Below are 24849 nucleotides of genomic sequence, written 5' to 3'. Positions count from 1 at the left end.
GATCCAATTACATGCGCCCGGTGAGTATCTTAGCCAGATCGGGTTCAACCTTTCGGGTTTGTTCCAGATCCAGACTGTTTTTTACGTGAAGGAGATGGTGTTGGATGTTGTCTTCCGCGGATTTTGGATCACCACTCAAGATCGCATTAATGATCGAAGCGTGCTCATCATCGGGGCACGAAGAGTCTCTGTTGGTTCCGAACAATGCCACGATCAGAGACGACCGGGTTACCAGCTCGCGGACAATGCGTGTGAGTACCGTATTGTTGTGGCATTTGGCCAGCTCCACATGAAACTCACCTGAGAGCCGAATAATCTCGGTTCGATCATTAGCTGCCCGAGCCTTATCTTCTTCTTTGACATGTGTCCGTAATGCGTCGATTCCCAGGCTGCCGTTTTCATGTGCTAGTGTACGTACGATGCCAGACTCAATCATCAAGCGGGCCTCAAAAACCTCTCGAGCTTCGTCAGGGCTTGGACAGGCTATAAAGGCACCGCGGTTGGAATGAAGTTCAACAATGCCTTGGCTGCTCAATAACAACAACGCGCGGCGGACGCGCATGCGACCAACGCCAAAGGTCTCACATAAGGTTTGTTCACTCAATTTGGTTCGTGGAGCCAGCTTCTGTTCCATAACCGCGGAATAAATTCGATCGACGATCAATTGCTCATCCGGATCATATTGGACGGTGTCGAGTTTTTGTTGGGCGTCTGTCATCTTGTTCCGATTTGGCTGGAATTCATGTTCGTTTTTATTAGACGCACGGCTTCCGAATGACAATATATTGAGCATTTGTTCACAATATCAACACTGCCGTTGATTAAAAATGTTGACATAGATTGTTAACAATGCTGAGTTTAACAACATCACCGGGATTCGACCTGTGACTCAATAACCTTTGCAAGCGCACAAAAGAGGCGCCCAAACCTCAATAGGGAGGAAACAATGAAACGCAGAAATCTGATGAAATCATCGGCGGCCCTGGCGATGGCCATATCCGTTCTGGGCTCCACCGCCTGGGCGGAAAACCCGGTTCTTAAGATTGGCTTTGTTGGTGTGACTTCAGGTCCGGCAGCGGCCTGGGGCATCTCGAACCAGCGCTCGATGGAGGCGCGGGCTGACTGGATCAACGAATCCGGGGGCTACAAGATTGGCGATACCACATACGACATCGAAATCGTCTCGTTCGATGACCAGAAAGACCCCAAGCGCGCAATCGCAGGCATGGAGAAGATGGCACAGGAAGGGATCCACTATGTGGTTGGTCCTAACGTGGATGACGGCGCAGCCGCCGTGCGCCCAGTTGCCGAAGCAAAAGGGATTATGTATTTCCCATATGCCTTCCCGAAAGAGCTTTATACCGCTCCGGCGTCCAATGCGGTTTTGGGCATGGTTGCGAACTATCAATCCGGCCCGGCGATTTACGAATACCTGCGCGACGAAAAAGGCGTAAAGAGCGTGGCCTTTGTTGCTGCCAACGAGTCTGATCCGCTGAGCCAGCGGGATGGAGGGATCGCAGCGGCAAATGCGCTGGGTCTTGAAGTTGTGTCTGACAACGTGACGTATCAGGTGGACACGACAGATTTTACCCCGGTTCTGACGCCTGTAATGCGCACGCAGCCTGATTTGCTGGTTCTGTCCGGCGTCTCGCCGGCCAATGCACCTCAGTTGATCCGGTCTGCGCGCGAACTGGGGTATCAGGGCATCATCTCGACCGAGACCGCGCAGGATGCGACGGTTCTGCGCGAAGGTGCGGGCGATCTGGCCAACGGGTTCATCTCGGTCGGCGGTGCATCGACGCCTGAAATCGCATCGGACGAAATGAAGGAATTCGTCAAGCGTTACACTGACATGTTCGGCGAATATAACGATGAATCGAATACCAAGGTCTATGCGCTGGAGTATATTCTGGCGACTCTGAACGCCAACCCGGCGGGCATTGACGACGTCAAGGCGTTCCAGACCACGATGGACACGTTCGAAGCACCGAACCCTTTCATGAAGGGCGACGCCGTAATGCGGTACGTCGGAACAACCTCCTTCGGACAAAAGCGTCAGATTGCGGTCCCGCTGGTAGTGAATGTCTACCAGGACGGACAGTTTGAAACACTCTTTGTCGCTGAAGTCGACTGAGGCAGAACTCCCCACGACAAGGCGAAAGCCTAACGAGCCACTCAAACTCCCGGGCTGATGATCGGCCCGGGAAACCCGAACCTAACGCGGGACTATCATGGAACAGATACTAGCAAACGGCATCTATCTGGGCGCGCAATATGCGATGATCGCCTTGGGTCTGACGCTGATCTTTGCCCTGATGAACGTACTGAATTTTGCTCACGGACAGATGTACGTTCTCGGCGGCTTTGTGACCTACACCTTCTACGGACAACTTGGCTGGCCTTTCATCCTTGCGCTGCTGGCGTCCTGTATCACTCTGGCCGTGCTCGGCGCGCTGATAGAACGGTTTCTGTTCGCCCCAGTCATACGACGGTCATCGCGCGAAGAAAGCACAATGCTGCTGGCGGCGGGACTGGCGTTTCTGTTTGACGCGGTCATCCTGCTGGTCTTTGGAGAAAAACAGCGCGGTGTGCCCAAGATCGTCAACGGGGTTTTCAACTGGGATTTCAAGTTGATCATGCCATATGACCGTATTTTGATCTGCGTGCTGGCTATTCTGTCGATCGTCACTTTCATCCTGTTTATGCAGTATTCCAAAACCGGCCGCGCCCTGCGTGCGCTGGCGCAGGACAGAACCGCTGCCCAACTGATGGGAGTCAATGTTGCTCGCTACTCCATGATTGGATTTGCATTGGGCGCAATGCTGGCTGGTCTGGTCGGCGGTCTGCTCGTGACTATTACCGGCGTCAATCTGGGTATGGGCGGACCGACCTCAATCAAGGCTTTCATGATGGTCATGATCGGCGGCGCAGGTGTGATTTCCGGCGCAATCGCAGGCGGTATCATCCTTGGCTTCATGGAAGCCATCGGTTTAGCGGTGCTCTCGCAATATGGCGATATCACCTATCTGCTGATCTTCGTCTCGCTGATGATTTTCCTGGCCATCCGCCCGCAGGGCCTGATGGGCAAACCGTGGGGATAACGCAGTGCCAAAATTTTCAATGATCCAATGGGCCGGTGTGGCGGTCTTCCTGCTGGCCATCTTCATCGCGGTTCCCAGCTTTGTCGCCGCCTCCGGACGGTCTGACCTGTACTACACGCTGACCTCGGTAGCGCTGCTGTCGATCGCCAGTGCCGGTGTCTGGCTGACCTTCTATATCGGTCGCATTAACATAGGGCAGGGCGCCTTTGCCCTGATCGGAGCTTATGTCTCGGCCATTCTGGTGACCAAGGCTGGCATTTCGTTCTGGCTGTCCCTGCCGCTTGCGGGCCTCTTTGCAGCCGGTGTGGCGGTTCTGATCGGTCTGCCGATCCTGCGGCTGCGGGGCGTGTATTTTGCAATGATCTCGCTGGTGCTGACACAGGTCGTCACCCTGACTGCGCTTGCCTTGCCTGTCACGAATGGTGCCAAGGGCATCACCTCGATCCCGCTTCCGGGCGGGGTGTCGATCCTGGGTATCCCTCTGATACCCGATTTCGGAACACTGGAGAACCCAAGACTGGCCTTCTACTACACCGCCTGTGTTCTGATGGTCCTGACCTTTGCCGCCATGTACCGGCTGGTGAATTCGCGCCTTGGCCACCTTTGCCGCTCGATGCAGCAGAATGAGGAACTGGCCAGCTCCATAGGTGTGAACATCTCGTATATCCGGGTCATCGTCTTTGCCATCTCGTCCTTTCTGGGCGGCATTGGCGGTGCGATGTTCGGATCGATCGCGCAATCGGTTTATCCGTCCAGCTTTCAGGTCGCCGACAGTGTGAACTTCATGCTGAATTGCTTCCTCGGTGGTCTGGGATATGTGTTTGGCCCGATGTTGGGCACGCTGGTCCTGTATTTTGGCTGGGACCTGTTGTTCGAGTTGGGTCGTTTCCAGCTGCTGGCCTATTCCAGCTTGCTGATCATCCTGATGCTGTTCCTGCCCAACGGGCTGCTCAGCCTGCGTCTGCCTGGCAAGAAAGGAGAGGACAAATGAGCCATCTTCTGGAAGTCCGCCATGTCACCAAGAAATTCGGTGGCCTGACCGCGAACAGCAACATCTCGTTCAACGTCAATGAAAACGAGATCCTGTCGGTGATCGGACCGAACGGTGCGGGCAAAAGCACACTGTTCAAGATGATCTCATCCTTCCTGCCGACCACGACCGGAGAGGTGCTGTTCAAGGGCGAGAGAATTTCAAACCTGAAACCACACGCAGTGGCCCGCAAAGGCATTGTCCGTACGTTTCAGGAAACGACGATCTTCAAATCCATGACAGTGCGCGAAAGCATCATCGTCGCTCAGCACTTAAGGGCCCGTGCTTCGTTGGCCGGGTATTTCTGGGGCACAAAAACGGCGCATGAAGATGTCGACAGCTTCGGGCAATATGCCGACGATCTGATCGAATTCCTCGGCATGACCGAGATCGCCAACGAACAGGCCTCAAACCTGCCGCAGGGCAACCTGCGGGCGTTGGGGATCGCGATTGGTCTGGCGACCGATCCCAAAGTGTTGCTGCTGGATGAACCCTTCGCCGGGATGAACCATGACGAGACCATGAAAATGGTCAATCTGGTGCGCAAGGTGCGAGATGACCGGGGGGTGACCGTTCTACTGGTAGAACATGACATGCCTGCGGTGATGAATATCTCGGACCGGATCGTCGTGCTGAACTTCGGTGAGATGATCGCCGAGGGCACACCGGTAGAAGTCCAGAACAACGAAAAAGTTATCGAAGCCTATCTGGGCAGCGCCGACGACGAGATTGGGATCTGAGCCATGACCAAGATGTTAGATTTCAAGGATGTCGAGCTTTACTACGATCACGTCTATGCCCTTAAAGGGGTATCAATAGATCTTGAGCAAGGCGAAACGGTTGCTCTGATCGGTGCCAATGGGGCAGGCAAAAGCTCGATCCTGCGGGCGATCACTGGGCTGGCGAAGATCAAATCCGGTTCGGTTGCGTTCGAGGGCGAACAGATTGCCGGAACCAATCCGGCCGAGATCGTCTCGAAAGGCATCGCTATGGTGCCCGAAGGGCGGCGCGTCTTCCCGTACATGTCGGTAAAAGACAATCTTCTGATGGGGGCGTTTACCCGCTCGGACAAAGCGGATGTTCAGCGCACTCTGGATTCGGTTCTGGAACGGTTTCCGCGTCTGAAAGAGCGCTACAGCCAGTCGGCAGGAACCTTGTCGGGTGGCGAGCAGCAGATGATGGTGATCGGGCGCGCTCTGATGGCAAAGCCACGCCTTCTGTTGCTGGATGAGCCGTCGTTGGGAATTGCGCCCAAACTGGTGCAAGACATTGCGCGGTCTATTGTAGCTATCAACCGGGACGAAGGTGTGTCTGTGCTGCTGGTCGAACAGAACTCGCGCATGGCGCTTTCGATTTCGCACCGTGCCTACGCACTAACCACTGGAAATGTGGTGATCTCGGGCAATTCCAAAGAGCTGTTGACCGATCCCCGGATCAAAGCCGCCTATCTGGGCGGAGAAATGTGAGGACGTTGTGAAACTTCTAGTCGTCAATCCCAACACCACCAGTTCCATGACGCGAAAGATAGAAGAGGCAGCGCGGGCGGCTGCGCATCCTGAAACCATGATTATTGCTGCCACTTCGCAAGACGGTCCCGCCAGCATACAGGGCTATCTGGATGCCTCTACTTGTGTTCCGGGCTTGTTGGATGTGGTCAAGCAGCATCCGGATGTGGATGGCATCGTAGTGGCCTGTTTCGATGACACAGGCGTCGACGCTGTACGTTGCATCACCTCGGCTCCGGTCGTTGGTGTTGGTGAGGCCGCCTATCACGCGGCCTCCATGATCAGTCCAAAATTCAGCGTCATTACTACGCTGTCCCGATCTCTGGCTGGGTTGGAAACCAATTTGTTGAAATATGGCCTGGATCGCAGATGCGCCCGCGTTCGGGCATCGGACGTGCCGGTTCTGAAGCTTGAGGAAAATGATCCGGCGACAATAGATAAGATACGGGCTGAAATTCGCGCCGCCATTGACGAGGACAAAGCTGAAGCCATCGTTCTGGGTTGTGCCGGAATGACAGACTTGATGTCACAATTATCCGAGGAGTTTGGTTTACCAGTTGTTGATGGTGTTGCCTGTGCCGTCACCTTTGCCGAAGCCTTGGTCAAATCCAGATTGACGACGTCGAAGCTGTGTTCTTACGCCTAGCCGGGGTCTTCGACTGGCTCTCTACGGCCAACTATTCCACCACTTTTGGGCAAAATCAGAGTTTTTCAACACTATCGGACGGGCCTCATCGTCAGCTAACGCAATCTGCCGCTTTCCGGCTGACCGTATTCCTCGATGAAGTCCGCCATCACGGTGCTCCAAGCCTCCTGTCCACAGCATCGTCTAAGTGTTCCAGGAGAATGGTCAGCAGATAGTTGTTGCCGAAACGCCATTCGCTGTTCAGATCCAGAAGCCGTTGATATTCTGCTTCGGACATGCCGAGGATGTGTCGCAAACTCTGGGATCTAGTTGACGCGCATGCGTGATCCTCGGTTTGTTCTCGTCGAATAGTTTTCGAACAGATTGTTTGAGTATGATCTCATTGAAGGGCTGTCATTTCCCCAAGGATGTAGTTTTGTACGCTGCGTACTTCTATCTGCGGTACACGGTGTCCTATCGTGATTTGGAAGAGATCATGGCTGAACGCGGCGTACGTTGGACCGTGCCACTCTCAAAAGGTGGGTTGTGAAGTAAGGGCCGAGTATGACCAACTAAAAAGGGTAGGGGTGATGCTGCGCATGCTCCCAGGTCTGCTACGAACCCAGGACGAATGTGTTTGGAAACTCAGACCGATCTTCCAGCCACTGTCTTGCCAAGCGTTGGGTCGAACAGTCCTCCCCCTAAGTGCAAGTGCCCCCAGTTCATGATCCCCAACAAGGTTGGCTCTAACGCTCGCCCCCGGTCGGTAAGCATGTAACGATAGCGCACAGGCCTGACCTGATAGGCCTCCCGCTCCACAAGCCCCCACTCCATCAACCGCTTTAGTCGTTGAGACAGAAGGTTTGGGGGCAGGTGTTCCTCACTGTTCTGCAATTCCTGGAATGTATGTTTTCCGTGCCACAACAGGTCTCGCACCACCAGCAGGGTCCATTTGTCACCAAGGATCTCAAGGCTGCGCGCAATCGAGCATCGGGAACGAAACTCATGCTCTGTTTGGGTCATTCCGTCCTCATGTTAGCTGTCAATTTGTTGAACTTAGCGCAGTTACTTAAAAAATGGAAGTTTGACTCTGATTGTGACTTAATTTATGGAAGCCACTGGTGATGACAGTCCGCGAAAGGCTCCAAAATGACCACCATCGGCAATACCCCACTCATCAAACTGTCCCATCTGACAGGACCCGATCACGCCGACATCTTTGTGAAGTGGGAAGGGGCCAACCCAACGGGCAGTATGAAAGACCGCATGGCCTTGTCGATGATCGAAGGGGCCGAACGGCGCGGAGAGTTGAAGCCCGGTGGGCGCGTTGTCGAGTACACTGGTGGCAGCACCGGAAGCTCGCTGGCGATGGTCTGTGCCACTCGCGGGTATAAGGCCTACTTTGTGTCTTCAAACGGGTTCTCCGAGGAAAAGCTACAAACGATGAGAGCGTTCGGCGCGGAAGTGGAAATTGTCCACGCCGAGGGCGGCGTGCTGACTGCGGATGTACTCGACCGGATGATCGTGCGCGCAAAAGAACTGGCCGGGGAACCGGGCACGTTTTGGCCGGATCAGGTGAACAACATAGATAACAAGCTGGGGTATCACGATATGGCTCAGGAAATTCTGAGCCAAGTAAACACTCCCGTACATGCCTTCGTCATGGCTGCGGGCGGTGGCGGTTGTATTTCGGGCAATGCCGAGGTCTTGAAGACGCACAATCCCAACACCGAAATTGTCGCCGTGGAGCCCTACTACGTGCGCAACCTCTCAGGAGGTGACACCAGTGGTACGCACAAGCTCGAGGGGATAGGCTTATCCTTCGTGCCGAAGATCCTGCGCAGGGACCTCATCGATGATGTTATTCCAGTGAAGGATGAAGACGCCTATAGGGGGGCCCGGGCGCTCGCTGGCCAGGAAGGTTTGCTTGGCGGTGTGACGTCAGGTGCAAACATCTGGGCGGCCCTGAAAAAGGCCAAGGAACTTGGACCGGGCAAAACCGTAGTGACCGTGATCATCGACACCGGTCTGCGCTACTTGAACGGAGACTTGCATCGGTAGTGGGTCTCAAACACGAATTGTCGATGTCAGCTTTGTTCGCGCTGCTGACCTAGCGGTGATCCTACCTTTCGTGCCTGCAGCGAATGTCCGAATTTCGGGCAGCGAACGCAGAGTATGGGGTTGCGCTGAGAGATTGGTTTGGGCCGTCCTCGATGGCTCCACAGATCTCTCTTAATTCAGATGCTGCTCCGCCTTCGATGACCGCCCAGAGCCCAGTTTGACAGATGCCGCACTCTGCACGAATGCCGGCTTTTCAAAAGTCGCTATTGACTTAGAGTGGCTCTAACTCGCTACCCAGAGGTCAGAGGAACATTTGCGAAGATGAGAATTGCTGAAGCGGCGGAAGCCTGTGGGCTATCCGCACATACTATAAGGTTCTACGAGAAGTCGGGAATGCTGCCAGAGATCGAGCGTGGCACCGATGGACATCGTCGGTTTACGCCTCGTTTGGTCGAGTGGCTGACTCTGCTCTATTGGCTGCGCGAAACCGGCATGCCACTCAAGCAAATGCGTCGGTTCACGACTCTTGCCAAAGTGGGCGATGCAGGTATCGAAGAACGGCGACAAATCCTGTTGGGCCACGCGTCAACGCTAAAAGCCAAACGCGCTACTCTCGAAAAGTGCGAAAGTATCCTCGCCATCAAGATCGCCAGCTATGGCCCGGACACCAAAGAGGATGACCCATGAAGTTTGCCTACCTGATCGAACCGCCGTTCAACTACATCGATGCAACAGGCCTCGTCACCGGCTGTGACGTTGAACTCGCGCGGTATGTATTGGCGCAACTTGGCATTGCCGGTTTTGAAACGGTAGAAACGGAATTTGCTGAACTCTTGCCCGGGGTCGGGGATGGCCGATGGTGCATGACGACTGGTCTTTTTGGAACGGAAGAACGCAGGAAGAGCGCATTGTTCAGCCGCCCGATCTGGGCGCTACCCGACGGGCTCCTGGTGGCTGGGGGCAATCAGATGGGTTTGAGCGGATATCGATCGGTTGCCGACAATTCTGATATCCGTTTGGCGGTTATCCGGGACCAGTTTCAGCATCGCTCGGCGATTGAATTTGGCGTCAGCGCAGAGCGCATCATGATTTTCGAAACATATGCCGAGGCCGCACAAGCTGTTTGTGAAGGCACCGCCGATGCCTATGCCAGCGTGGGTCGAGCGCACGGTGGATTTATCGAGCAGAACCCGGAATGGGACCTGGAACTGATCCTTGTGCCAAACTCAGAAAAACCTCCTGCGTTCGGGTCATTCGCGTTTGGTTTGAACGACACAGACCTGCGGAACGATGTCGATGCAGTTCTTTCGCAATTCCTTGGGACCGATGCACATCGGAACATGGTCGCTTCTTTTGGTTTCTCGGCTGCCGAAGTTGATATGGTGGCTGCCTGATACGTCGAAAGCTGACCTTGGCCGCGGCGCGCCAAGTCCTGTCTGTCCGCATCGATACTGCCCAAGCGCTTTGCAGCGAGCCAGAGTGGCCGAAGCTGCGCGATGCGAGAATGGCGGCTTTTGAGAGTTTCTGCAGAAGTTGCTTGACCTGAAGTAGCTTCAGGTAGGTAGGGACTTGGGCGAGAGGATCAGATCGCATGATGATTTCAGAAGTTGCAGAACGCACCGGACTCAGCGTTTCAACAATTCGTTTCTATGAGAAATCGGGGTTGTGTCCATTCGTCCAACGCGGCACGGATGGCAAGCGCAAATTCTCGAAGACAGATGCCGACTGGTTAGAGTTACTGGCGTCCCTTCGTTCGACAGGTATGCCTTTGGCAGAAATGCGGGCTTTTGCGGAGCTTTACGCATCCGGCGTCGGCAAAGTCTCTGAGCGCAAAGCTGCCCTTTTGGCACATAGCCGCCGCTTGGAAGATCGACAGGCCGATCTGGACCGATGCCGCGTGATCCTAAATCGAAAACTGAAACGCTATGATGAGATATTGAAGGATCAGGCATGAGAATTATCGTGGTCGGAGCAGGTGGTGATATTGGACAAGCTGCCTGCAAGGAGCTTCGGCAAAGGCATGAAATCGTCACAGTGGGGCGTTCAAGTGGGGACCATCGGGTCGATTCAAGTGACTTAAACGCGGTGAAATCACTGTATGAAAGCCTCGGCAATTTCGATGCTGTGGTGTCCTGTGCAGGCGACGCGACCTTTGCCCCGTTGCCGCAGATGACCCAAGTGACCTTCATGGTGGGTCTTCAGCAAAAGGTTATGGCGCAAGTGAACCTTGTCCTGGCTGGGCTGGATGTCATTTCGGATGCAGGTTCCTTCACTCTGACAAGCGGTGTTCTTGATCGCGATCCGATCAGAATGGGTTCAAATGCGGCAACCGCTAACGGAGCATTGGCAGGCTTCGTAAAGAGCGCTGCAATCGAGATGCCGCGCGGGTTGAGAGTCAATGTTGTCAGTCCGGGCATGTTGGACGTGTCCGCGCCACGTTACGGCGCATGGTTTCACGGCCACAAACCGGTTTCATCCCATCATGTTGGATTGGCATATGCGAAATGTGTCGAGGGTGCTTTCACAGGACAGGTGGTGATCGTTGACTAGAAACCCGTCGTGCGACCGGACGTTGGTGCAACCGCAGCGAAATAGGACTCTCGTCCGCGACTCGTAAATTGGGTGTCCGAAAATTGCTGCGCAGTCGATGAATGGCCGGTCTCCGCGCTGCACCGCGGCGCCGAAATTTCCGTCCCTGCGGCATACAGGTGTTGTGAGCGCGCGCAACACGAAATCGCTCAGAGTGTCATTTCGCCCCGTCCCGCAATGGCGTCATTGTTTTCTTAGCGTTGGATTCCACACTCTTCCGCAATTGACCCCTACAACTTTGCCCTCAGACTGAAGACGCTCAGCGGACTCGCACCATATTAATACATCTGCAAAATCTGGGCATCACAACCAGATCGATCCATCCTGAACCCAATCCACCAGATGCCGAAACTGAACACCTAACCCTGGCCGATGTCTACTTCGGACGCGGGCAGACCATACTAAGACAACGAGGAAGGACCAAACAAAAGACAATCGAAACCCGGCATTTGCACCACCTCATATCCGCCGCATAATCAAAACAACCAGGTGAGCCTGACCCTCTCTTAGTTCAGGCGGCCAACTGTCCCAAATTCCCTGACGACAGGCAGCATGTCGCACTTTACGCAACTGGCGACATTTGAAGACGGTCGCTACGAAATGCGATTCTGTGGCGCAGTACTGAAATCGACCCAAGTAAATCGCTGGGTCGATTTAGCCGAGATTTCAGATTGATGCAGTGAAACCTGGCAGTCCAGCGTTTTGGCAAAACACCTGCGTGCAGCGGAACGGTTCCTGCGATTGAACAGTGTGCTCATATTCTCTGTCAGCATGATTATTTTACTATCAGGAAAGCTTGGTGCTATTGTGGTCCGAATTGGATGGGCTATTGCACCGCGCCTGGTTGCAGAACCGGTTTGGACAAGTGTAGCAAGACGTTGAAAGAGTGAAATTGAAAAAAAAAGACAAAGACATGGCGATAAATCTGAGTCAGGACCCGCATTCGGTTCGTTCGGGTGACAGGGAAAAAGTTCTCGAAGTCGCCATTGGTCGCGAGGTTCGAGCGTTTCGTAAACAGCAGAACATCACGGTTGCAGACCTGGCTCAGCTAACTGGGTTGTCAATCGGCATGTTGTCGAAGATCGAAAACGGCAACACGTCACCTTCTCTGACAACCCTGCAATTGCTGGCGGATGCGCTCTCGGTTCCTCTGACTAGCTTTTTCCGCCAGTTTGAAGAACGCCGCGAAGCGGTTCATACGAAAGCTGGCGAAGGGGTCGAACTGGAGCGCGAGGGAACTCGCGCCAACCATCAGTACAACCTGCTTGGGCATATCGGCGCCAATGGATCAGGTGTAATCGTGGAACCTTACCTGATCACGCTGACTGCTGAATCCGATGTGTTCCCGACGTTCCAACATGGCGGAATTGAGACTATTTACATGCTTGAAGGCGAGGTAGACTATCGCCACGGGGACCAGATTTATCCCCTGAAGCCCGGCGATACCCTGTTCTTTGACGCCGACGCACCCCACGGCCCGGAACGGTTGGTCAATCTGCCGGCACGCTATCTTTCAGTGATCAGCTATCCGCAGACAAACTGATCGGCTTGCGTAGCAGGAAATCTGTGGGTCTGTCATATCCCTCATGGCTGCCCGTGCTGACAATCGTGAACCCAAGCCTGGAAAATATGCGATGGTTTTCAGTGAGCTCCACGCGCGTTTGCAGTTCCAGCGCGGGTAGGCCAAGCTGCGCTGCGCGGATTGCAGCATGATCCACCAAGGACCGGCAAATACCTTGTCCCCGCAATCCGTCCTTCACTGCCAGCTTTCCAAGGTACAAGCTGTCGGGCTTGGGCGTTAGAAACATGCAGGCGAAAAGCGGTCGGCCGATGGCCCAGATTTCTCCGCCACTCTGACAATGCGCAAGCATTCCGTCCACGTTCAGACGATGGATGGACGACGGAGGATCGATCCGAGCATCCATATACCGAAAGGACTCGCGCAGCAGCGCCAGAGCGTCATACAGAGCGAAGTCATCGCTCGGGATGAGCCACGGTGTTCTGTCTGGATCAGTCATAACAGCCAAGACACCTGACATTGCCGGTTTACTTTGACAAGGGGGGTTCCGTTTCCAGATCCGGCCAGATCCCGGGCGAGGTGGGCAACCCGTCGTCGAACTGGCTGAGATAGTCCAGCATCAGCGGCCGGTTGTCGATGAACCCTTTGTAGGTTGCCAGTTCCACTGGCAGATCACGAACAACACGATGCAGGCGACGACCCCATTTCGGTACAGTCATCAGATCCTGAAAACTACACAGATAACAGCGGATTGGGAATAACAGCGCGTTTGAACGCGGTAGTCGGAAGAATGTCTGCAACTCGACCCGAAGATGTTGTTTTTGGCCAATATTCTCCGGTGTCAGTGTGGTTTTCTGAATACCCCATTTATGGTAGTTCTCCGGGCTGGTATCCAAAAGCGGGTTGACCGTCATGGTCCAGTTCAGGCGGCGTGCGGGTGCGCCCTGCTGAATACTCAGCAAGAATTTCAGCGCACGCTGAAAGATACCCATCTCGTGGGCCAGTGGTACCGGGGCGTGCCATTCGAAAAAGTTCATGCCAATGTCGAAATCCAGGCTCCAGTCGGCCTGGGTGGTCACCATTCCGGCATCCATCCACAGCATGTCGTCACGTTGATCAAGCACCGCATAGTCACCCTGGGCCTGACGGGTGATATATTCCATCGGCCCGCAGGGCAGGGTGGTTTCATCCATGAAGGTAAAGCTGTGATCAATCCCCAATGGTTTGTTGATCCAGCGCCACTGGTTGCCGTTGCGGTGCAGTTCAAACAGATCCGGGTAATCCTCGGACTTGCAAACCATAATCAGTTCCAGAATGTCCCAACCCGCCAATGTCATGTGTGGCAAAGACTGGCAACGCAGCGGGTCCTGATCCAGAACGATGGCGCGGTCTTTCATTTCCGAAACGTAATGTTCGTCCACATCGAACCGCTTTTCATAGACTGACCCTTCGGGCCCGCCGCGATGCTGTTCCATGTTGACCGAATACATGTAGCTGTCTTCGTGGAACGGAAACGGAAAGCGATTTATCGCCCAGTCCGAGTTATGAAACGTATAATCGTCGCGGAAGGACTCGTCGTTGAATTGAATGGTCATGTTGGGCCTCCTCTCAGCGGTCCAGCACGAGGGACTTGCCCTCGAAACGCGATACACAGGGCATGATTTTCTTGCCCGCTGCCTTTTCCTCATCGGTCAGCCAGTGGTCGCGGTGAACGAAATTGCCATCATGATCCAGCACAACTGTTTCGCATTGGCCACAGGCCCCGCCGCGGCACAGATACGGTGCATCCACCCCTTCACGTTCGATCGCCTCCAGCAGGCTTTCATTCTCGCCCACATGAATAACCTTGTCCGATGTGGCCAACCGCACTTCGAACGGTTTGCCGGGTCGCGGTGCCAGAAACTCTTCGTAATGGACGCAATCCTCGGGCCAGCCTTCGGCAGCGGCGGTGTTGCGCACCCAATCAATCATGCCCTTGGGACCGCAGACATAAACATGCGTTCCCAAGGGTTGCCCGCTCAGCAGGTTTTTCAGATCAATCTGCTGGTTTTGGTCGTCGTAATACAGATGGGTTTCATTCGGATGCCTGTCTGTCAGTTGCTCGGCATAAGACGCCAATGCCGTGTTGCGGCACGCGTAATGCAGTTCCCAGTGCCCGTGCAGCAGTTCGAGTTGCTTGATCTGCGCCAGAAATGGCGTGATGCCAATGCCACCGGCCAGAAACAGGTGTTTGCGGGCGCGCAAGTCAAGCGAGAACAAGTTGACCGGGTAGCTGATGGTCATTTCATCACCCAGCTTGACCTGACGGTGCATGAACAACGAGCCGCCCCTGCCTTCATCATCACGCCGGACCGAGATCGTATAGGATGACTGATCAAACGGGTCGGACATTAGGGAATAAGGATTAAGCCGTGTGATGCCGCCATCCTTCATTTCGACAACGGTATGCGCTCCGCCGGAAAATGTTGGCAACTGACCGCCATCGATGCGTTCGAACCGGAACCGCGTCACCAGTTCATTCAGCGGGGTGATTTCGGTCACTTTGACCTGAATTTTCTCGGCACCGCTCATTCGTAAATCCCTTTCGGCTCGGGCACGTTGCCATGATCTTCGGCGTCGACGCGGACACCCTGATAGGCGGCAAGCCGGCGGGAGTAGTGATCGCGCACGAACAGATTCAGCCCGCAATGCGAGCAGACAAATGGATCAACCTCGACATCTTCGGTGATGCCTTTGCAGTGCACACATTGCATCCGGCGTGCAACTGAACCGCGATGCTCGGTCTGTATTGCCGTGTGTGGCAGGCCGACTGCTGTCACCTCGTTCATGGCCTGGCCCATCATGCCCTCAGTACCGCTCAGATAGACCTGCAGTCCCATATGCGCGTCCTCCAGTACGCGGCGGATGCGTTGCAGCGCGGCCGCATAGGAAGGTCCTTCGTAGAACTGCGCGGGGTTCAGCGCCTGCAACCTTTCCGAGTAGTCCGTCCCTTTGGGGATATAGATCAGGTGCGTTTTGGCCATCAGATCAGGCGTCGCTATGTCGAGAACGGCTTCGGCGCCTTCGGCTTCGGCGATCATGAGATGATGGTCGCCCTGCCGAGCCTCCAGCGTGCCCCAGATCGGTCGGCTTGTGATTGACTTGGGAAATTCGAACTTTGACATTGTACCCTCAAATAGGAAAAGGGCGCCACGGTATGCCCGTCGCGCCCCCTGAAACTCAGCCCTTTGCGGTTCTGATCGATTTATCCTGATCGTAGAACGGCATCTCCTCCGCAGTCGCCGCTATTTCCGTTCCATCTCCGTTGCGCACCGTCAGCTTGGTTCCGGGCGATGCGCAGGCAACCGGCATCCGCGCGATACCCACGTTATGCCCGTTGATTTCGGAATACATGCCAAAGGTGACAACACCGACCTTTTCACCGTTCTGCAGCAGGTCCGCGCCCTCATTCGCCGGTGTCGTGCCTTCCAGCTTGACGCCATAGATCTTGAACCGTTCCTTGCCCTTCGAGGCATAATGGTTCTCGGCGCCGATAAAGCCGGTCTTGCCGGGCGAGACAGTGAAATCCAGACCCAGTTCCCACAGCGTATCGCCACACGTCTCACCATCGAACGGATAGGTTTCCGAATTATCGCCCGGATAGAACAGCAGGTAACTTTCGGTGCGCAGCAGATCGAGTGTCGAGAACTGGACCGGTACGATGCCCATGTCCTTGCCGTCAGCCAGAATGCTGTCCCACAGATGCACAGCATGTTTGGCCTGACAGAAAATCTCGTACCCACGCTCACCGGTATACCCGGTCCGCGAAACCATCACCGGGCACCCATAAAGCTTGGTCTGCATGATACCGAAATAAGCCAGGTCACGAATGCCGGGGATATGCTTTGCCAGGAAGTCAACGGCGACTGGCCCTTGCAGCGACATATCATGCATGTCGTCGTCAAAAATGACCGAGCAGTTCTTGCCTGCCGCCACCGATGTCAGCTGCTCCATGCCTGTTCCGGTGCCATGCACCACCAACCACGTGTTCACCGACAGACGATAGATGATGCAGTCATCAACAAACTTGCCTTCAGCATTCAGGATCGAGGCATAGGTCGATCGGCCCGGCATGATCTTTTCCACATTCCGCGTGGTGACGCGATCAATAACATAGGCGGCATCCTCGCCAACCACATGAACCTTTTTCAGGCCGGATACATCCATAAGACCAGCTTTGGTGCGGATGGCTTCGTAGTCCGCCTTGGCACGGTCAGGGCTGTGGTCATAGAACCAAGCGGTCCCCATTCCGTTCCAGTCCTCAAGCTCGCCGCCGATCTCGGCATGGCGCTGCGCAAGGGCCGACGTCCTCCAAAGAATGGCCATGGTTCAGGTCTCCCGTTGATCGTTTTTGTTGGCCACATTGAGGCCGATGTTGGATTGAAAATCAACACCTGAGTGCAGAATTTTTTCCTGTTGGGAATATTTGCCTGCAATTTTTGCACCCAGGAAACATCCTTGAGAGCGAAATTTGTTGATTATTTATCATATGCTTAGGTCCGTTTTTGATGTGTCAAAGCGTAGGTCGCGGACAGGCCTAAAAGGTGTTTGCCCCACATATCTATTGACAGGTCGCAAATGAAAATGTCCTCTGAGTAGATAAATATTCCCAGCAGGAAATTCTGCGCGGGCGGACCTCCTGCTGCAACAACAGGGAGACTACGAAGTGGATGGTAATCTAAACGCACTCACGACGGTCTTTACCGAGTTTTATTACTGGGTAACGGTCGTCTTCATGTTCCTCATCCATGTGGGCTTTTGCATGTACGAGGTCGGCGCAAGCCGAGCGCGTAACCACATGCACACATTGATGAAAAACATCATGATCATCCCGCTGGTGACGGTCACGTTCTTCTTCTTTGGATGGTGGATCTATTGGGCCTTTCCAAACTTTCCGTTCTGGGGCGGTCTGGATGCAGAAGCGGGTGCCGCGAATCTGCCTTGGGCCGACACAATGGCCACCAACCTTGGCGACAGAATCACAGGGGTCTTCTGGGCCGCATTCTTGCTGTTTTCGTGGACCGCGGCCTCGATCGTTTCCGGCTCGGTGATCGAGCGGATCAGATCTTCTGCCCTTTGGGTACATGCGGTGCTGATCGGGTCGGTCTTCTGGATCATCGATGCCGCATGGGGTTGGCACTATGCCGGCTGGATGGTGCGTGTTCTGGGGTATCATGATGCCTATGCATCCGGCGTTATTCACGCGATCGCGGGTGGGTATGCGCTTGGTGTGATCATGGTTCTGGGTCCTCGCCTTGGCAAGTTTGCTAAGGACGGAACTCCTCGGGATATTCCACCTCACAATCCGTGGATGCTGACGATCGGGATTTTCCTGATCTACACCGGCTTCTGGGGTTTCTACGCTGCCTGCAACGTTCCGGTGATCTCTCCCGAGGCGATTGACGGGCAGATCACTGGCGTGACCTGGACGGCAACAAACATCTATCTGGCTCCGACGACTCTCTCGGCGATTACCTTCAATTTCCTGATGTCTCTGTCTGGTGGATTGATGGCGGCGTATGTGGTTTCAAAAGGCGATGCCTTCTGGACGTTCTCGGGCGGGCTGGCCGGTGTTATCACAGCATCCGCAGGGAATGACCTGTACCACCCGATCCAGGCGATGATCATCGGCGCGATCGGTGTCGTGATTGTCTACAAGCTGCACTACTGGGTCGAACGCCGGTTCAAGCTGGATGATGCTGTCGGGGCGGTTGCAGTGCACGGGTACTCAGGTGTTATTGGCCTCATCATTGCTGGGTTTGTCCTGTGGGGTGTCCCGTCTTCGCCTTACGAAGGATATGCGACGATCAATCCGGTCGGACAGGTCACCGGTGCAGTCATCATGTTCTTTGTTCTGGGTTTCATGCCTGGTTGGATCGTGGCCAAGTTGCAAGCGGCTGCCGGTGTTCTTCGCATACCGGAAGAGGTTGAGCTTCAGGGCCTCGATTACGCCGAACACCATGCCTACGAAGATGCCAAAGCAGCGATTATCGCGGCTGACAAAGAAGAGCTGGCCGCCCGCGGCGCAGCCGCGAAATAGAGGAGAACGTTATGTCTACAATCGGATATACAAGTTGGGCCGTTGATCTTGCCGAAGTCGGCCCGGTCTATCCCTTCCAGGGGTACGAAATTCTGATGGTCATCATCGGCGTCGTCTTCTGGATCGGCTGGCACCGTATCCAATTTGTCCGCGAGGGCGAGCATCTTGAAAAAGCCCGCCACGCAGGAGACGAAGACAGAGTAAAAGCACAGCTGGATCGTTATTGATCCGGTTTTGAGAACCGGCAATGGGCGCAAGATCAATGAATGCGTCCATTGCCTGACAGGAAAAAAACTTTCCTACCGTTATTGATATCCTGCAGAATAATTGGTACCGTCGAATCATAACGAAACACACAAGGAGATCTGCCAGCCATGTGCGGAATTGTTGGATTATTCCTCAAAGATCAGTCCCTTGCTCCTCAACTGGGCAATATGCTGACAGACATGCTGATCACGATGACAGATCGTGGCCCCGACAGTGCCGGTATTGCGATTTATGGCGCAGAATCGGCGGGTAAAACCAAGATTACGGTTCAGTCCCCCAACCCCGAAACCGATTTTGTCGACCTTGCGGACGAGTTGGGCAAAAGCTTGGGCACATCTGTTGGTCAAAGAAACAACGACACACATGCCGTTTTGGAAGTTCCCGCCGGTCAGTTCGAAGCTGCACGCGCCGCTCTGGCTGAGATCCGCCCGTCGGTCCGGGTGATGAGCCGTGGCGACAGCCTTGAAATCTACAAGGAAGTCGGCCTGCCGAAGGATGTTGCTGAGCGTTTTAACCTCAGCGGAATGAGCGGCACGCATGGCATCGGACACACCCGCATGGCGACGGAATCCGCGGTGACCACAATGGGTGCCCACCCGTTCAATACAGGGTCCGACCAATGTCTGGTCCATAACGGGTCGCTGTCCAACCATAACTCGTTGCGCCGCAAGCTGCGCCGCGCGGGTGTAACGATCCAGACAGAGAACGACACCGAAGTTGGCGCAGCCTACCTGACCTGGAAGATGATGAATGGTGCCACCTTGGGCGAGGCTCTGGAATCCAGCATTGATGATCTGGACGGTTTCTTCACTTTTGTCGTGGGAACCAAGGACGGCTTTGGCGTCGTGCGTGATCCGATCGCGTGCAAACCAGCCGTGATGGCTGAAACCGATCAGTATGTGGCTTTTGGCAGCGAGTATCGCGCCCTGGTGAACCTGCCCGGCATCGAAGATGCCCGAGTTTGGGAACCTGAACCGTCCACCGTTTATTTCTGGTCGCACAACGACAGCCCCACAACCCACGAAAAGGCCGCCTGATATGCAGACCTATGATCTAGAGGCAGAAGGGCTGCGCGGATTGAACTCTTGCTTGCAGGCACAAAATTCTGAGACCAACCAGACCCGTTGGGAAATTGTAAATCCCAAGGGCAGCCATGCAATTGCCGTTGGGCTGGATGCGCCGATCGAAGTGACGGTCAAGGGATCGACCGGGTATTACTGCGCGGGGATGAACCAGCAGGCAACTATCAAGGTAGAAGGGTCCGTCGGGCCGGGTGTTGCAGAGAACATGATGTCCGGTCAGGTCATCGTCGATGGTGACGCCAGCCAATATGCCGGCGCGACCGGCCATGGCGGATTGCTGGTGATCAAGGGCAATGCAAGCTCGCGCTGCGGCATTTCGATGAAAGGCATCGACATCGTCGTGCACGGCAATATCGGCCACATGTCCGCTTTCATGGCGCAAGCCGGAAACCTGGTGGTCTGCGGAAACGCAGGCGATGCGCTGGGGGATTCACTCTACGAGGCGCGGCTGTTCGTGCGCGGCTCGGTCAAAAGTCTTGGTGCCGATTGTATCGAGAAGGAAATGCGTCCCGAACATCTGGAGATACTGAAAGACCTGCTGGACCGAGCGGGCTGTGATGCCAAACCGGAAGAGTTCAAACGCTACGGCTCGGCACGGCAGCTGTACAATTTCGACATCGACAACGCCGCCGCATACTGAGGAAGAAGGGTATGAAAGATATGGACGATCAGATCCCCCGAACCCTGCCGATCCAGTCGGCGACGTTCTCCAACCCCATCAATGCCGAGATCCGACGCGCAGCCGCGACAGGCATCTATGATATTCGCGGAGGTGGCGCAAAGCGCAGGGTCCCTCATTTCGACGATTTGCTGTTTTTGGGCGCATCCATCTCGCGCTATCCGCTGGAAGGATATCGCGAACGCTGCGATACCTCGGTAACGCTAGGCACACGTTTTGCGAAAAATCCGATCAAGTTGGACATTCCGATCACCATCGCGGGTATGAGTTTCGGCGCGTTGTCTGGTCCCGCCAAAGAGGCTCTGGGCCGTGGCGCATCTGCTGCGGGCACGTCGACCACAACCGGTGATGGCGGCATGACCCCGGAAGAACGGGGTCATTCATCCAAGCTGGTCTACCAGTATCTGCCCTCGCGCTACGGCATGAACCCGAATGATTTGCGTAAGGCGGATGCGATTGAAGTCGTGGTCGGGCAAGGCGCTAAACCCGGCGGTGGCGGGATGCTTCTGGGTCAGAAGATCAGCGACCGTGTGGCCGAAATGCGGACCCTGCCCAAAGGCATCGACCAGCGTTCGGCCTGTCGCCATCCGGACTGGACCGGGCCGGACGATCTGGAGATCAAGATCCTTGAGTTGCGCGAAATCACCGGTTGGCAGGTGCCGATCTATGTCAAGGTCGGCGCGACGCGCCCCTATTATGATACTGCACTGGCGGTAAAGGCCGGGGCTGATGTCGTGGTCATGGACGGGATGCAGGGTGGCACAGCTGCCACGCAGGATGTGTTCATCGAACATGTTGGCTTGCCCACACTGGCCTGTATCCGCCCCGCCGTGCAGGCGTTGCAGGATCTGGGTGTGCATCGTGAAGTTCAGTTGGTCATTTCGGGTGGCATACGAACAGGTGCAGATGTGGCCAAAGCATTGGCGCTTGGGGCCGATGCGGTCGCCATTGGCACCGCCGCTCTGGTGGCCCTTGGCGACAACGATCCCAAATGGGAATCCGAGTATCAGAAACTGGGCACGACCACAGGGGCCTATGATGACTGGCACGAAGGGCGCGACCCCGCTGGCATCACAACGCAGGACCCAGAGCTTGCCGCGCGCTTGAACCCCGTCGAAGCGGGTCGCAGGCTGCGCAACTACCTGAAGGTCATGACGTTAGAGGCGCAGACCATTGCGCGCGCCTGCGGTCACAACCACCTGCACAACCTCGAGCCGGAGGACCTGTGTGCCCTGACTATGGAGGCCGCCGCGATGGCGCGGGTGCCCTTAGCGGGAACCAGTTGGTACCCGGGCAAGGAAGGGTTCTGAACATATGCGACGCGGCCTCCTGAATGGGGGCCGCGTTCTTGCTTTGAAAACCGAAAATTCAACAGGGAAAGGAAAGCAATCGTGACGATAGATCTCGCAGCTTTCGCAAAAGAAAAAGGCGTCAAATACTTCATGATCTCGTTCACCGATCTGTTTGGTGGACAGCGGGCCAAACTGGTGCCAGCGCAGGCCATTGCCGAGATGCAGGAAGATGGCGCTGGTTTTGCCGGTTTCGCTACCTGGCTCGACATGACACCGGCGCATCCCGACATGCTGGCGGTTCCGGACCCGACTTCCGTCATCCAACTGCCCTGGAAACCAGAGGTGGCATGGGTTGCGGGCAACTGTGTGATGGAAGGCAAGGACGTCGCGCAAGCCCCGCGCAATGTTCTGCGCCGCCTGATCGACGAAGCGGCAAGCGAGGGCATGCATGTCAAAACCGGGATCGAGGCCGAGTTCTTTTTGATGACCCCGGATGGCGAACAGATCAGTGATCCGTTCGATACAGCCGAAAAGCCCTGCTATGACCAACAGGCCGTGATGCGCCGTTATGATGTGGTGCGCGAAATTTGCGACTACATGCTGGAACTGGGCTGGGGCCCGTACCAGAACGACCACGAGGATGCCAACGGCCAGTTCGAGATGAACTGGGAATTCGATGATGTCCTGCGCACAGCAGACAAGCATTCCTTCTTCAAGTTCATGGCAAAATCGATCGCGGAAAAACACGGGCTACGGGCAACATTCATGCCGAAACCGGTCGAAGGGCTGACCGGCAATGGCTGCCACGCCCATATCTCGGTCTGGGATGCGCCGGGTGATGCCGCTAAAACCAATGTATTCGCAGGAGAGGGTGACGGCCCCACCGGCGAGGTTGGTCTGGGAGAACGCGGCAAGCACTTCCTCGGCGGGATCATGAAGCACGCCTCGGCACTGGCGGCGATCACCAACCCCACAGTGAACAGCTACAAACGCATCAACGCGCCGCGGACGATGTCCGGTGCAACCTGGGCGCCAAACACGGTGACGTGGACCGGCAACAACCGCACGCACATGGTGCGCGTTCCCGGCCCCGGACGTTTCGAGTTGCGCTTGCCCGATGGCGCAACCAACCCCTACCTGCTACAGGCCGTCATCATCGCGGCCGGGCTGTCAGGTATCCGGTCCAAGGCCGATCCCGGCAAGCGCTGGGACATCGATATGTATGCCGAAGGCCATAAGGTACGCGGTGCACCGAAACTGCCCCTGAACATGCTTGATGCGCTGCGCGAATACGACAAGGACAAAGAGCTGAAGGCGATGATGGGTGCCGAATTCTCGTCAGCTTTCCTGAAAATGAAGCATCAGGAATGGAACTCTTTTGTTTCCCATTTCTCGCGCTGGGAAAAAGACAACACGCTCGATATCTAAGTCGGATTGCAGGGTTGCATATCGGGGCCGCGCCATAGGCGGCCCTGTTTCTGCGATGGCCACGCGAAGTTAGTCGCTCTTTTCACGCTGTGTGTCACGGGCATCTGCGCCCGCATCCGCCTCCAGCCGCCAGTCAGGTACGTCATTGACCAGCATGAGCGCCGCCCTGCGCAACGTCACGCGCATCCTATCGACAACCGGACCGGACATGCCGCAATCCGCCAGCGCGGCGTCAAACGTCTCCAGCCAAAGCTCGGCATCAGCTTCGCGGATAGGGACATGCGCATGAATTTCGCGCAGGTCCATATGACCAAATCGTTCGCGGTAATAGGCCCGCCCTCCCAGAAAACCGCTGAGAAACTCGAACTGGGCCTGTCTGGTATGGTTTAGCCCATGGCCGCGAAAGTGTAGCCTGTGCAAGGAATAAACTGCCGGATCCGTTTCCATCCGATCATAGAAACGCTCAACCAGACTGCGCAGCCGGCTCTCACCGCCAAGTTGCTCTAATGCAGACGTCATGTGCTGCCTCTTACTGCCTTTGGCTTCAATAATATTGCATAACAGGAAAATAAGTTTAATACCAGTGACAGTTTGACGTATGCATGGTCTCAAGCGGATTGAAACAAAGCCGATGATGGTGATGACAAAATGACTGCTCTGGCGCTTGGCCTGGTCGCGGCACTTTGCTGGGGGATACACGATCTGGCAGTACGTTATGTCAGCCAGTCTGTCAGCGTGATCGCGTCGCTGATGGTCGTGCTGATATCGGGCGCGGTGCTTCAGTTTGGTCTGACGGTGACGCTGGGTACATTTGACTCGATTTCTGGTGCCGCAGTGTTCACCGCTGTCGCCGCGGGCGGGTTTTATCTGTTGGCGGGTATCAGCATGTATGCCGCTTTTCAGCGTGGCCCGGTTCGGTTGGTTGCGCCACTTGTCGCGAGTTACCCGGTCTTGTCCGTGTTGCTGGCCATATGGCGTGGTGCAACTATCAGCCCGCTGCATTGGCTTGCCGTCATTGCGATTGGCATCGGGGTTTCCGTGGTCGCAGCCAAGTCCGAACGGGATGCGGTGGTGTATCCGGCAACAGGCCCAACAATACTGCTGTCGCTGGTTGCGGCCGTCGGCTTCGCGGCGGCCTTTGCCCTAGGACAATATGCAACCGAGCTTAGCAACGAGTACTCGGTCTCGCTGGTCAGCCGATTGGCGGCAATCCTGACTCTGGGGATGGTTGCTGTGGCATCTGGAAAAGCAATTTGGCCCGGACCCCAAGCGATGCCCCTGTTATGTGTGATGGGTGTTCTGGATGCAGTTGCCATCCTTTGCGTGGTCTCAGCGGGTGGTTTGCCCAATGCACAATTTGCCTCGGTCTCGGCATCCGTTTTTGGGTTGTTAACCGTAGTTCTGGCCTGGGCCATATTGAAGGAAAAAATGGCTCTTCAGCAGTGGCTTGGGTGTTGTGTTGCATTTGCAGGTATAGGGTACCTTGCACTCTGAAACGCCCCGCTCCGGCCCCCGTGTTTATCAGGCGGTCAGGCCTTCTGGTTCTGGGAGTTTGTTTGCGCGGCAGCAGGCGGTGAGGGTGTTGGCCAGCA

At 55.5% G+C, this 24849-nt stretch carries 28 protein-coding genes and 2 pseudogenes; 21 read left to right on the top strand and 9 right to left on the bottom strand.

The features are described from left to right. Window positions 1-7: 7 nt before the first annotated feature. The gene (locus tag ACR0BZ_RS18035) at window positions 8-793 is read right to left on the bottom strand and encodes a GntR family transcriptional regulator (protein WP_480920923.1); all 786 of its coding nucleotides are present in this window, start codon (window positions 791-793) and stop codon (window positions 8-10) included. Window positions 794-946: 153 nt separating this feature from the next. Between ACR0BZ_RS18035 and ACR0BZ_RS18030 the strand changes: the two genes are divergently transcribed. The 6 genes from ACR0BZ_RS18030 to ACR0BZ_RS18005 all read left to right on the top strand — a co-directional run bounded on the left by ACR0BZ_RS18030 (window position 947) and on the right by ACR0BZ_RS18005 (window position 6282). After that, a complete protein-coding gene (locus ACR0BZ_RS18030; RefSeq protein ID WP_480773861.1) occupies window positions 947-2134 on the top strand; it encodes an ABC transporter substrate-binding protein in 1188 nt (395 codons plus the stop codon). Window positions 2135-2231: 97 nt separating this feature from the next. Then, window positions 2232-3101 (top strand): branched-chain amino acid ABC transporter permease, encoded by an 870-nt coding sequence (locus tag ACR0BZ_RS18025; RefSeq protein ID WP_480483595.1) that lies wholly within the window; start codon window positions 2232-2234, stop codon window positions 3099-3101. A 19-nt stretch (window positions 3102-3120) separates the two neighbouring features. Then, window positions 3121-4092 (top strand): branched-chain amino acid ABC transporter permease, encoded by a 972-nt coding sequence (locus ACR0BZ_RS18020; RefSeq protein ID WP_480483618.1) that lies wholly within the window; start codon window positions 3121-3123, stop codon window positions 4090-4092. Then, window positions 4089-4871, top strand: coding sequence for an ABC transporter ATP-binding protein (locus ACR0BZ_RS18015; RefSeq protein ID WP_480773862.1), 783 nt, complete (start codon window positions 4089-4091; stop codon window positions 4869-4871). Before ACR0BZ_RS18020 ends, ACR0BZ_RS18015 begins: the two co-directional genes overlap by 4 nt. A 3-nt stretch (window positions 4872-4874) precedes the next feature. Beyond that, window positions 4875-5597 (top strand): ABC transporter ATP-binding protein, encoded by a 723-nt coding sequence (locus tag ACR0BZ_RS18010; RefSeq protein WP_480487946.1) that lies wholly within the window; start codon window positions 4875-4877, stop codon window positions 5595-5597. 7 nt (window positions 5598-5604) lie between these two features. Then, window positions 5605-6282, top strand: coding sequence for an aspartate/glutamate racemase family protein (locus tag ACR0BZ_RS18005; RefSeq protein WP_480920922.1), 678 nt, complete (start codon window positions 5605-5607; stop codon window positions 6280-6282). A gap of 148 nt (window positions 6283-6430) precedes the next feature. On the opposite strand, the gene ACR0BZ_RS18000 is transcribed toward ACR0BZ_RS18005, so the two are convergent. Then, window positions 6431-6559: a hypothetical protein gene (locus ACR0BZ_RS18000; protein ID WP_480920921.1), complete on the bottom strand. Its 129-nt coding sequence runs from the start codon at window positions 6557-6559 to the stop codon at window positions 6431-6433. Window positions 6560-6655: 96 nt separating this feature from the next. Between ACR0BZ_RS18000 and ACR0BZ_RS17995 the strand changes: the two are divergent. Continuing rightward, a pseudogene (locus tag ACR0BZ_RS17995) lies at window positions 6656-6807 on the top strand (IS6 family transposase); the annotation flags it as partial. A 99-nt stretch (window positions 6808-6906) separates the two neighbouring features. On the opposite strand, the gene ACR0BZ_RS17990 reads toward ACR0BZ_RS17995, so the two are convergent. After that, window positions 6907-7284: a winged helix-turn-helix transcriptional regulator gene (locus tag ACR0BZ_RS17990; RefSeq protein ID WP_480539157.1), complete on the bottom strand. Its 378-nt coding sequence runs from the start codon at window positions 7282-7284 to the stop codon at window positions 6907-6909. 126 nt (window positions 7285-7410) lie between these two features. On the opposite strand from ACR0BZ_RS17990, the gene ACR0BZ_RS17985 reads away from it, so the two are divergent. The 7 genes and pseudogenes from ACR0BZ_RS17985 (at window position 7411) to ACR0BZ_RS17955 (ending at window position 12454) form a co-directional block, all read left to right on the top strand. Next, window positions 7411-8322, top strand: coding sequence for a PLP-dependent cysteine synthase family protein (locus tag ACR0BZ_RS17985; protein ID WP_480920920.1), 912 nt, complete (start codon window positions 7411-7413; stop codon window positions 8320-8322). Window positions 8323-8643: 321 nt separating this feature from the next. After that, complete coding sequence (locus ACR0BZ_RS17980) at window positions 8644-9009, top strand: MerR family transcriptional regulator (RefSeq protein ID WP_480773864.1); 366 nt, start codon at window positions 8644-8646, stop codon at window positions 9007-9009. After that, window positions 9006-9716 carry a transporter substrate-binding domain-containing protein gene (locus ACR0BZ_RS17975; protein ID WP_480920919.1) on the top strand — a complete coding sequence of 237 codons (711 nt, stop codon included), beginning with the start codon at window positions 9006-9008 and terminating at the stop codon, window positions 9714-9716. Before ACR0BZ_RS17980 ends, ACR0BZ_RS17975 begins: the two co-directional genes overlap by 4 nt. Before the next feature lie 197 nt (window positions 9717-9913). Further along, entirely contained in the window at window positions 9914-10276 is a 363-nt protein-coding gene (locus tag ACR0BZ_RS17970) for a MerR family transcriptional regulator (RefSeq protein WP_480920918.1), read from the top strand. Next, on the top strand, window positions 10273-10872 hold the full coding sequence (locus tag ACR0BZ_RS17965; protein WP_480920917.1) for a short chain dehydrogenase: 600 nt from the start codon (window positions 10273-10275) through the stop codon (window positions 10870-10872). The genes ACR0BZ_RS17970 and ACR0BZ_RS17965 overlap by 4 nt, the downstream gene beginning before the upstream one ends. Window positions 10873-11142: 270 nt before the next feature. Continuing rightward, a pseudogene (locus tag ACR0BZ_RS17960) lies at window positions 11143-11274 on the top strand (IS481 family transposase); the annotation flags it as partial. 550 nt (window positions 11275-11824) lie between these two features. Beyond that, on the top strand, window positions 11825-12454 hold the full coding sequence (locus ACR0BZ_RS17955) for a helix-turn-helix domain-containing protein (RefSeq protein WP_480483605.1): 630 nt from the start codon (window positions 11825-11827) through the stop codon (window positions 12452-12454). Here the strand turns inward: ACR0BZ_RS17955 and ACR0BZ_RS17950 are convergent. From ACR0BZ_RS17950 to ACR0BZ_RS17930, 5 genes are read right to left on the bottom strand one after another with little or no spacing between them, the layout of a single operon-like run. Continuing rightward, a complete protein-coding gene (locus ACR0BZ_RS17950) occupies window positions 12432-12950 on the bottom strand; it encodes a GNAT family N-acetyltransferase (protein ID WP_480492855.1) in 519 nt (172 codons plus the stop codon). The two genes, ACR0BZ_RS17955 and ACR0BZ_RS17950, sit on opposite strands and share 23 nt — an antisense overlap. Before the next feature lie 7 nt (window positions 12951-12957). After that, window positions 12958-14025 (bottom strand): heme-dependent oxidative N-demethylase family protein, encoded by a 1068-nt coding sequence (locus ACR0BZ_RS17945; protein WP_480483607.1) that lies wholly within the window; start codon window positions 14023-14025, stop codon window positions 12958-12960. Window positions 14026-14038: 13 nt separating this feature from the next. Further along, window positions 14039-15001, bottom strand: coding sequence for a PDR/VanB family oxidoreductase (locus tag ACR0BZ_RS17940; protein ID WP_480508325.1), 963 nt, complete (start codon window positions 14999-15001; stop codon window positions 14039-14041). Then, the gene (locus tag ACR0BZ_RS17935; RefSeq protein ID WP_480483609.1) at window positions 14998-15594 is read right to left on the bottom strand and encodes a dimethylamine monooxygenase subunit DmmA family protein; all 597 of its coding nucleotides are present in this window, start codon (window positions 15592-15594) and stop codon (window positions 14998-15000) included. Before ACR0BZ_RS17935 ends, ACR0BZ_RS17940 begins: the two co-directional genes overlap by 4 nt. Window positions 15595-15649: 55 nt before the next feature. Further along, on the bottom strand, window positions 15650-16795 hold the full coding sequence (locus ACR0BZ_RS17930) for an aminomethyl transferase family protein (protein WP_480483610.1): 1146 nt from the start codon (window positions 16793-16795) through the stop codon (window positions 15650-15652). A 340-nt stretch (window positions 16796-17135) separates the two neighbouring features. Here ACR0BZ_RS17930 and ACR0BZ_RS17925 point away from each other — a divergent pair, with 340 nt between their 5' ends. The 6 genes from ACR0BZ_RS17925 to glnT all read left to right on the top strand — a co-directional run bounded on the left by ACR0BZ_RS17925 (window position 17136) and on the right by glnT (window position 23257). Further along, window positions 17136-18509 carry an ammonium transporter gene (locus ACR0BZ_RS17925; RefSeq protein ID WP_480483611.1) on the top strand — a complete coding sequence of 458 codons (1374 nt, stop codon included), beginning with the start codon at window positions 17136-17138 and terminating at the stop codon, window positions 18507-18509. Between the two features lie 11 nt (window positions 18510-18520). Further along, window positions 18521-18736, top strand: coding sequence for a hypothetical protein (locus tag ACR0BZ_RS17920; protein WP_480483612.1), 216 nt, complete (start codon window positions 18521-18523; stop codon window positions 18734-18736). 147 nt (window positions 18737-18883) lie between these two features. After that, on the top strand, window positions 18884-19813 hold the full coding sequence (locus ACR0BZ_RS17915) for a class II glutamine amidotransferase (RefSeq protein WP_480920916.1): 930 nt from the start codon (window positions 18884-18886) through the stop codon (window positions 19811-19813). A 1-nt stretch (window position 19814) separates the two neighbouring features. Beyond that, a complete protein-coding gene (locus ACR0BZ_RS17910; protein WP_480920915.1) occupies window positions 19815-20498 on the top strand; it encodes a protein GlxC in 684 nt (227 codons plus the stop codon). Window positions 20499-20518: 20 nt separating this feature from the next. Beyond that, the gene (locus ACR0BZ_RS17905; protein WP_480483619.1) at window positions 20519-21847 is read left to right on the top strand and encodes an FMN-binding glutamate synthase family protein; all 1329 of its coding nucleotides are present in this window, start codon (window positions 20519-20521) and stop codon (window positions 21845-21847) included. 81 nt (window positions 21848-21928) lie between these two features. Continuing rightward, window positions 21929-23257 (top strand): type III glutamate--ammonia ligase, encoded by a 1329-nt coding sequence (glnT, locus tag ACR0BZ_RS17900; protein ID WP_480487932.1) that lies wholly within the window; start codon window positions 21929-21931, stop codon window positions 23255-23257. 69 nt (window positions 23258-23326) lie between these two features. On the opposite strand, the gene ACR0BZ_RS17895 is transcribed toward glnT, so the two are convergent. Next, window positions 23327-23776: a group II truncated hemoglobin gene (locus ACR0BZ_RS17895; RefSeq protein ID WP_480478526.1), complete on the bottom strand. Its 450-nt coding sequence runs from the start codon at window positions 23774-23776 to the stop codon at window positions 23327-23329. Between the two features lie 129 nt (window positions 23777-23905). On the opposite strand from ACR0BZ_RS17895, the gene ACR0BZ_RS17890 reads away from it, so the two are divergent. Continuing rightward, window positions 23906-24751, top strand: coding sequence for an EamA family transporter (locus ACR0BZ_RS17890; protein WP_480483616.1), 846 nt, complete (start codon window positions 23906-23908; stop codon window positions 24749-24751). Window positions 24752-24849 lie beyond the last annotated feature (98 nt).

It is taken from the genome of Ruegeria sp. P8 (assembly GCF_056534665.1).
Note: the sequence above shows the minus strand (reverse complement) of the source record. Positions and strands in the feature narration are given on the sequence as shown.

Bases quoted from the DNA above. Each gene is read 5' to 3' on its own strand.
- ACR0BZ_RS18010 (WP_480487946.1), top strand. From the start codon at position 4,875: ATGACCAAGATGTTAGATTTCAAGGATGTCGAGCTTTACTACGATCAC.
- ACR0BZ_RS18035 (WP_480920923.1), bottom strand. From the start codon at position 793: ATGCTCAATATATTGTCATTCGGAAGCCGTGCGTCTAATAAAAACGAA.
- ACR0BZ_RS17910 (WP_480920915.1), top strand. From the start codon at position 19,815: ATGCAGACCTATGATCTAGAGGCAGAAGGGCTGCGCGGATTGAACTCT.
- ACR0BZ_RS17890 (WP_480483616.1), top strand. From the start codon at position 23,906: ATGACTGCTCTGGCGCTTGGCCTGGTCGCGGCACTTTGCTGGGGGATA.
- ACR0BZ_RS17895 (WP_480478526.1), bottom strand. From the start codon at position 23,776: ATGACGTCTGCATTAGAGCAACTTGGCGGTGAGAGCCGGCTGCGCAGT.
- ACR0BZ_RS17970 (WP_480920918.1), top strand. From the start codon at position 9,914: ATGATGATTTCAGAAGTTGCAGAACGCACCGGACTCAGCGTTTCAACA.
- ACR0BZ_RS17985 (WP_480920920.1), top strand. From the start codon at position 7,411: ATGACCACCATCGGCAATACCCCACTCATCAAACTGTCCCATCTGACA.
- ACR0BZ_RS17940 (WP_480508325.1), bottom strand. From the start codon at position 15,001: ATGAGCGGTGCCGAGAAAATTCAGGTCAAAGTGACCGAAATCACCCCG.
- ACR0BZ_RS17975 (WP_480920919.1), top strand. From the start codon at position 9,006: ATGAAGTTTGCCTACCTGATCGAACCGCCGTTCAACTACATCGATGCA.
- ACR0BZ_RS17930 (WP_480483610.1), bottom strand. From the start codon at position 16,795: ATGGCCATTCTTTGGAGGACGTCGGCCCTTGCGCAGCGCCATGCCGAG.
- ACR0BZ_RS18030 (WP_480773861.1), top strand. From the start codon at position 947: ATGAAACGCAGAAATCTGATGAAATCATCGGCGGCCCTGGCGATGGCC.
- ACR0BZ_RS17945 (WP_480483607.1), bottom strand. From the start codon at position 14,025: ATGACCATTCAATTCAACGACGAGTCCTTCCGCGACGATTATACGTTT.
- ACR0BZ_RS17955 (WP_480483605.1), top strand. From the start codon at position 11,825: ATGGCGATAAATCTGAGTCAGGACCCGCATTCGGTTCGTTCGGGTGAC.
- ACR0BZ_RS18025 (WP_480483595.1), top strand. From the start codon at position 2,232: ATGGAACAGATACTAGCAAACGGCATCTATCTGGGCGCGCAATATGCG.
- ACR0BZ_RS18015 (WP_480773862.1), top strand. From the start codon at position 4,089: ATGAGCCATCTTCTGGAAGTCCGCCATGTCACCAAGAAATTCGGTGGC.
- ACR0BZ_RS17915 (WP_480920916.1), top strand. From the start codon at position 18,884: ATGTGCGGAATTGTTGGATTATTCCTCAAAGATCAGTCCCTTGCTCCT.
- ACR0BZ_RS17950 (WP_480492855.1), bottom strand. From the start codon at position 12,950: ATGTCAGGTGTCTTGGCTGTTATGACTGATCCAGACAGAACACCGTGG.
- ACR0BZ_RS17990 (WP_480539157.1), bottom strand. From the start codon at position 7,284: ATGACCCAAACAGAGCATGAGTTTCGTTCCCGATGCTCGATTGCGCGC.
- ACR0BZ_RS17905 (WP_480483619.1), top strand. From the start codon at position 20,519: ATGGACGATCAGATCCCCCGAACCCTGCCGATCCAGTCGGCGACGTTC.
- ACR0BZ_RS17935 (WP_480483609.1), bottom strand. From the start codon at position 15,594: ATGTCAAAGTTCGAATTTCCCAAGTCAATCACAAGCCGACCGATCTGG.
- ACR0BZ_RS18000 (WP_480920921.1), bottom strand. From the start codon at position 6,559: ATGTCCGAAGCAGAATATCAACGGCTTCTGGATCTGAACAGCGAATGG.
- ACR0BZ_RS17965 (WP_480920917.1), top strand. From the start codon at position 10,273: ATGAGAATTATCGTGGTCGGAGCAGGTGGTGATATTGGACAAGCTGCC.
- ACR0BZ_RS17920 (WP_480483612.1), top strand. From the start codon at position 18,521: ATGTCTACAATCGGATATACAAGTTGGGCCGTTGATCTTGCCGAAGTC.
- ACR0BZ_RS17980 (WP_480773864.1), top strand. From the start codon at position 8,644: ATGAGAATTGCTGAAGCGGCGGAAGCCTGTGGGCTATCCGCACATACT.
- ACR0BZ_RS18020 (WP_480483618.1), top strand. From the start codon at position 3,121: ATGATCCAATGGGCCGGTGTGGCGGTCTTCCTGCTGGCCATCTTCATC.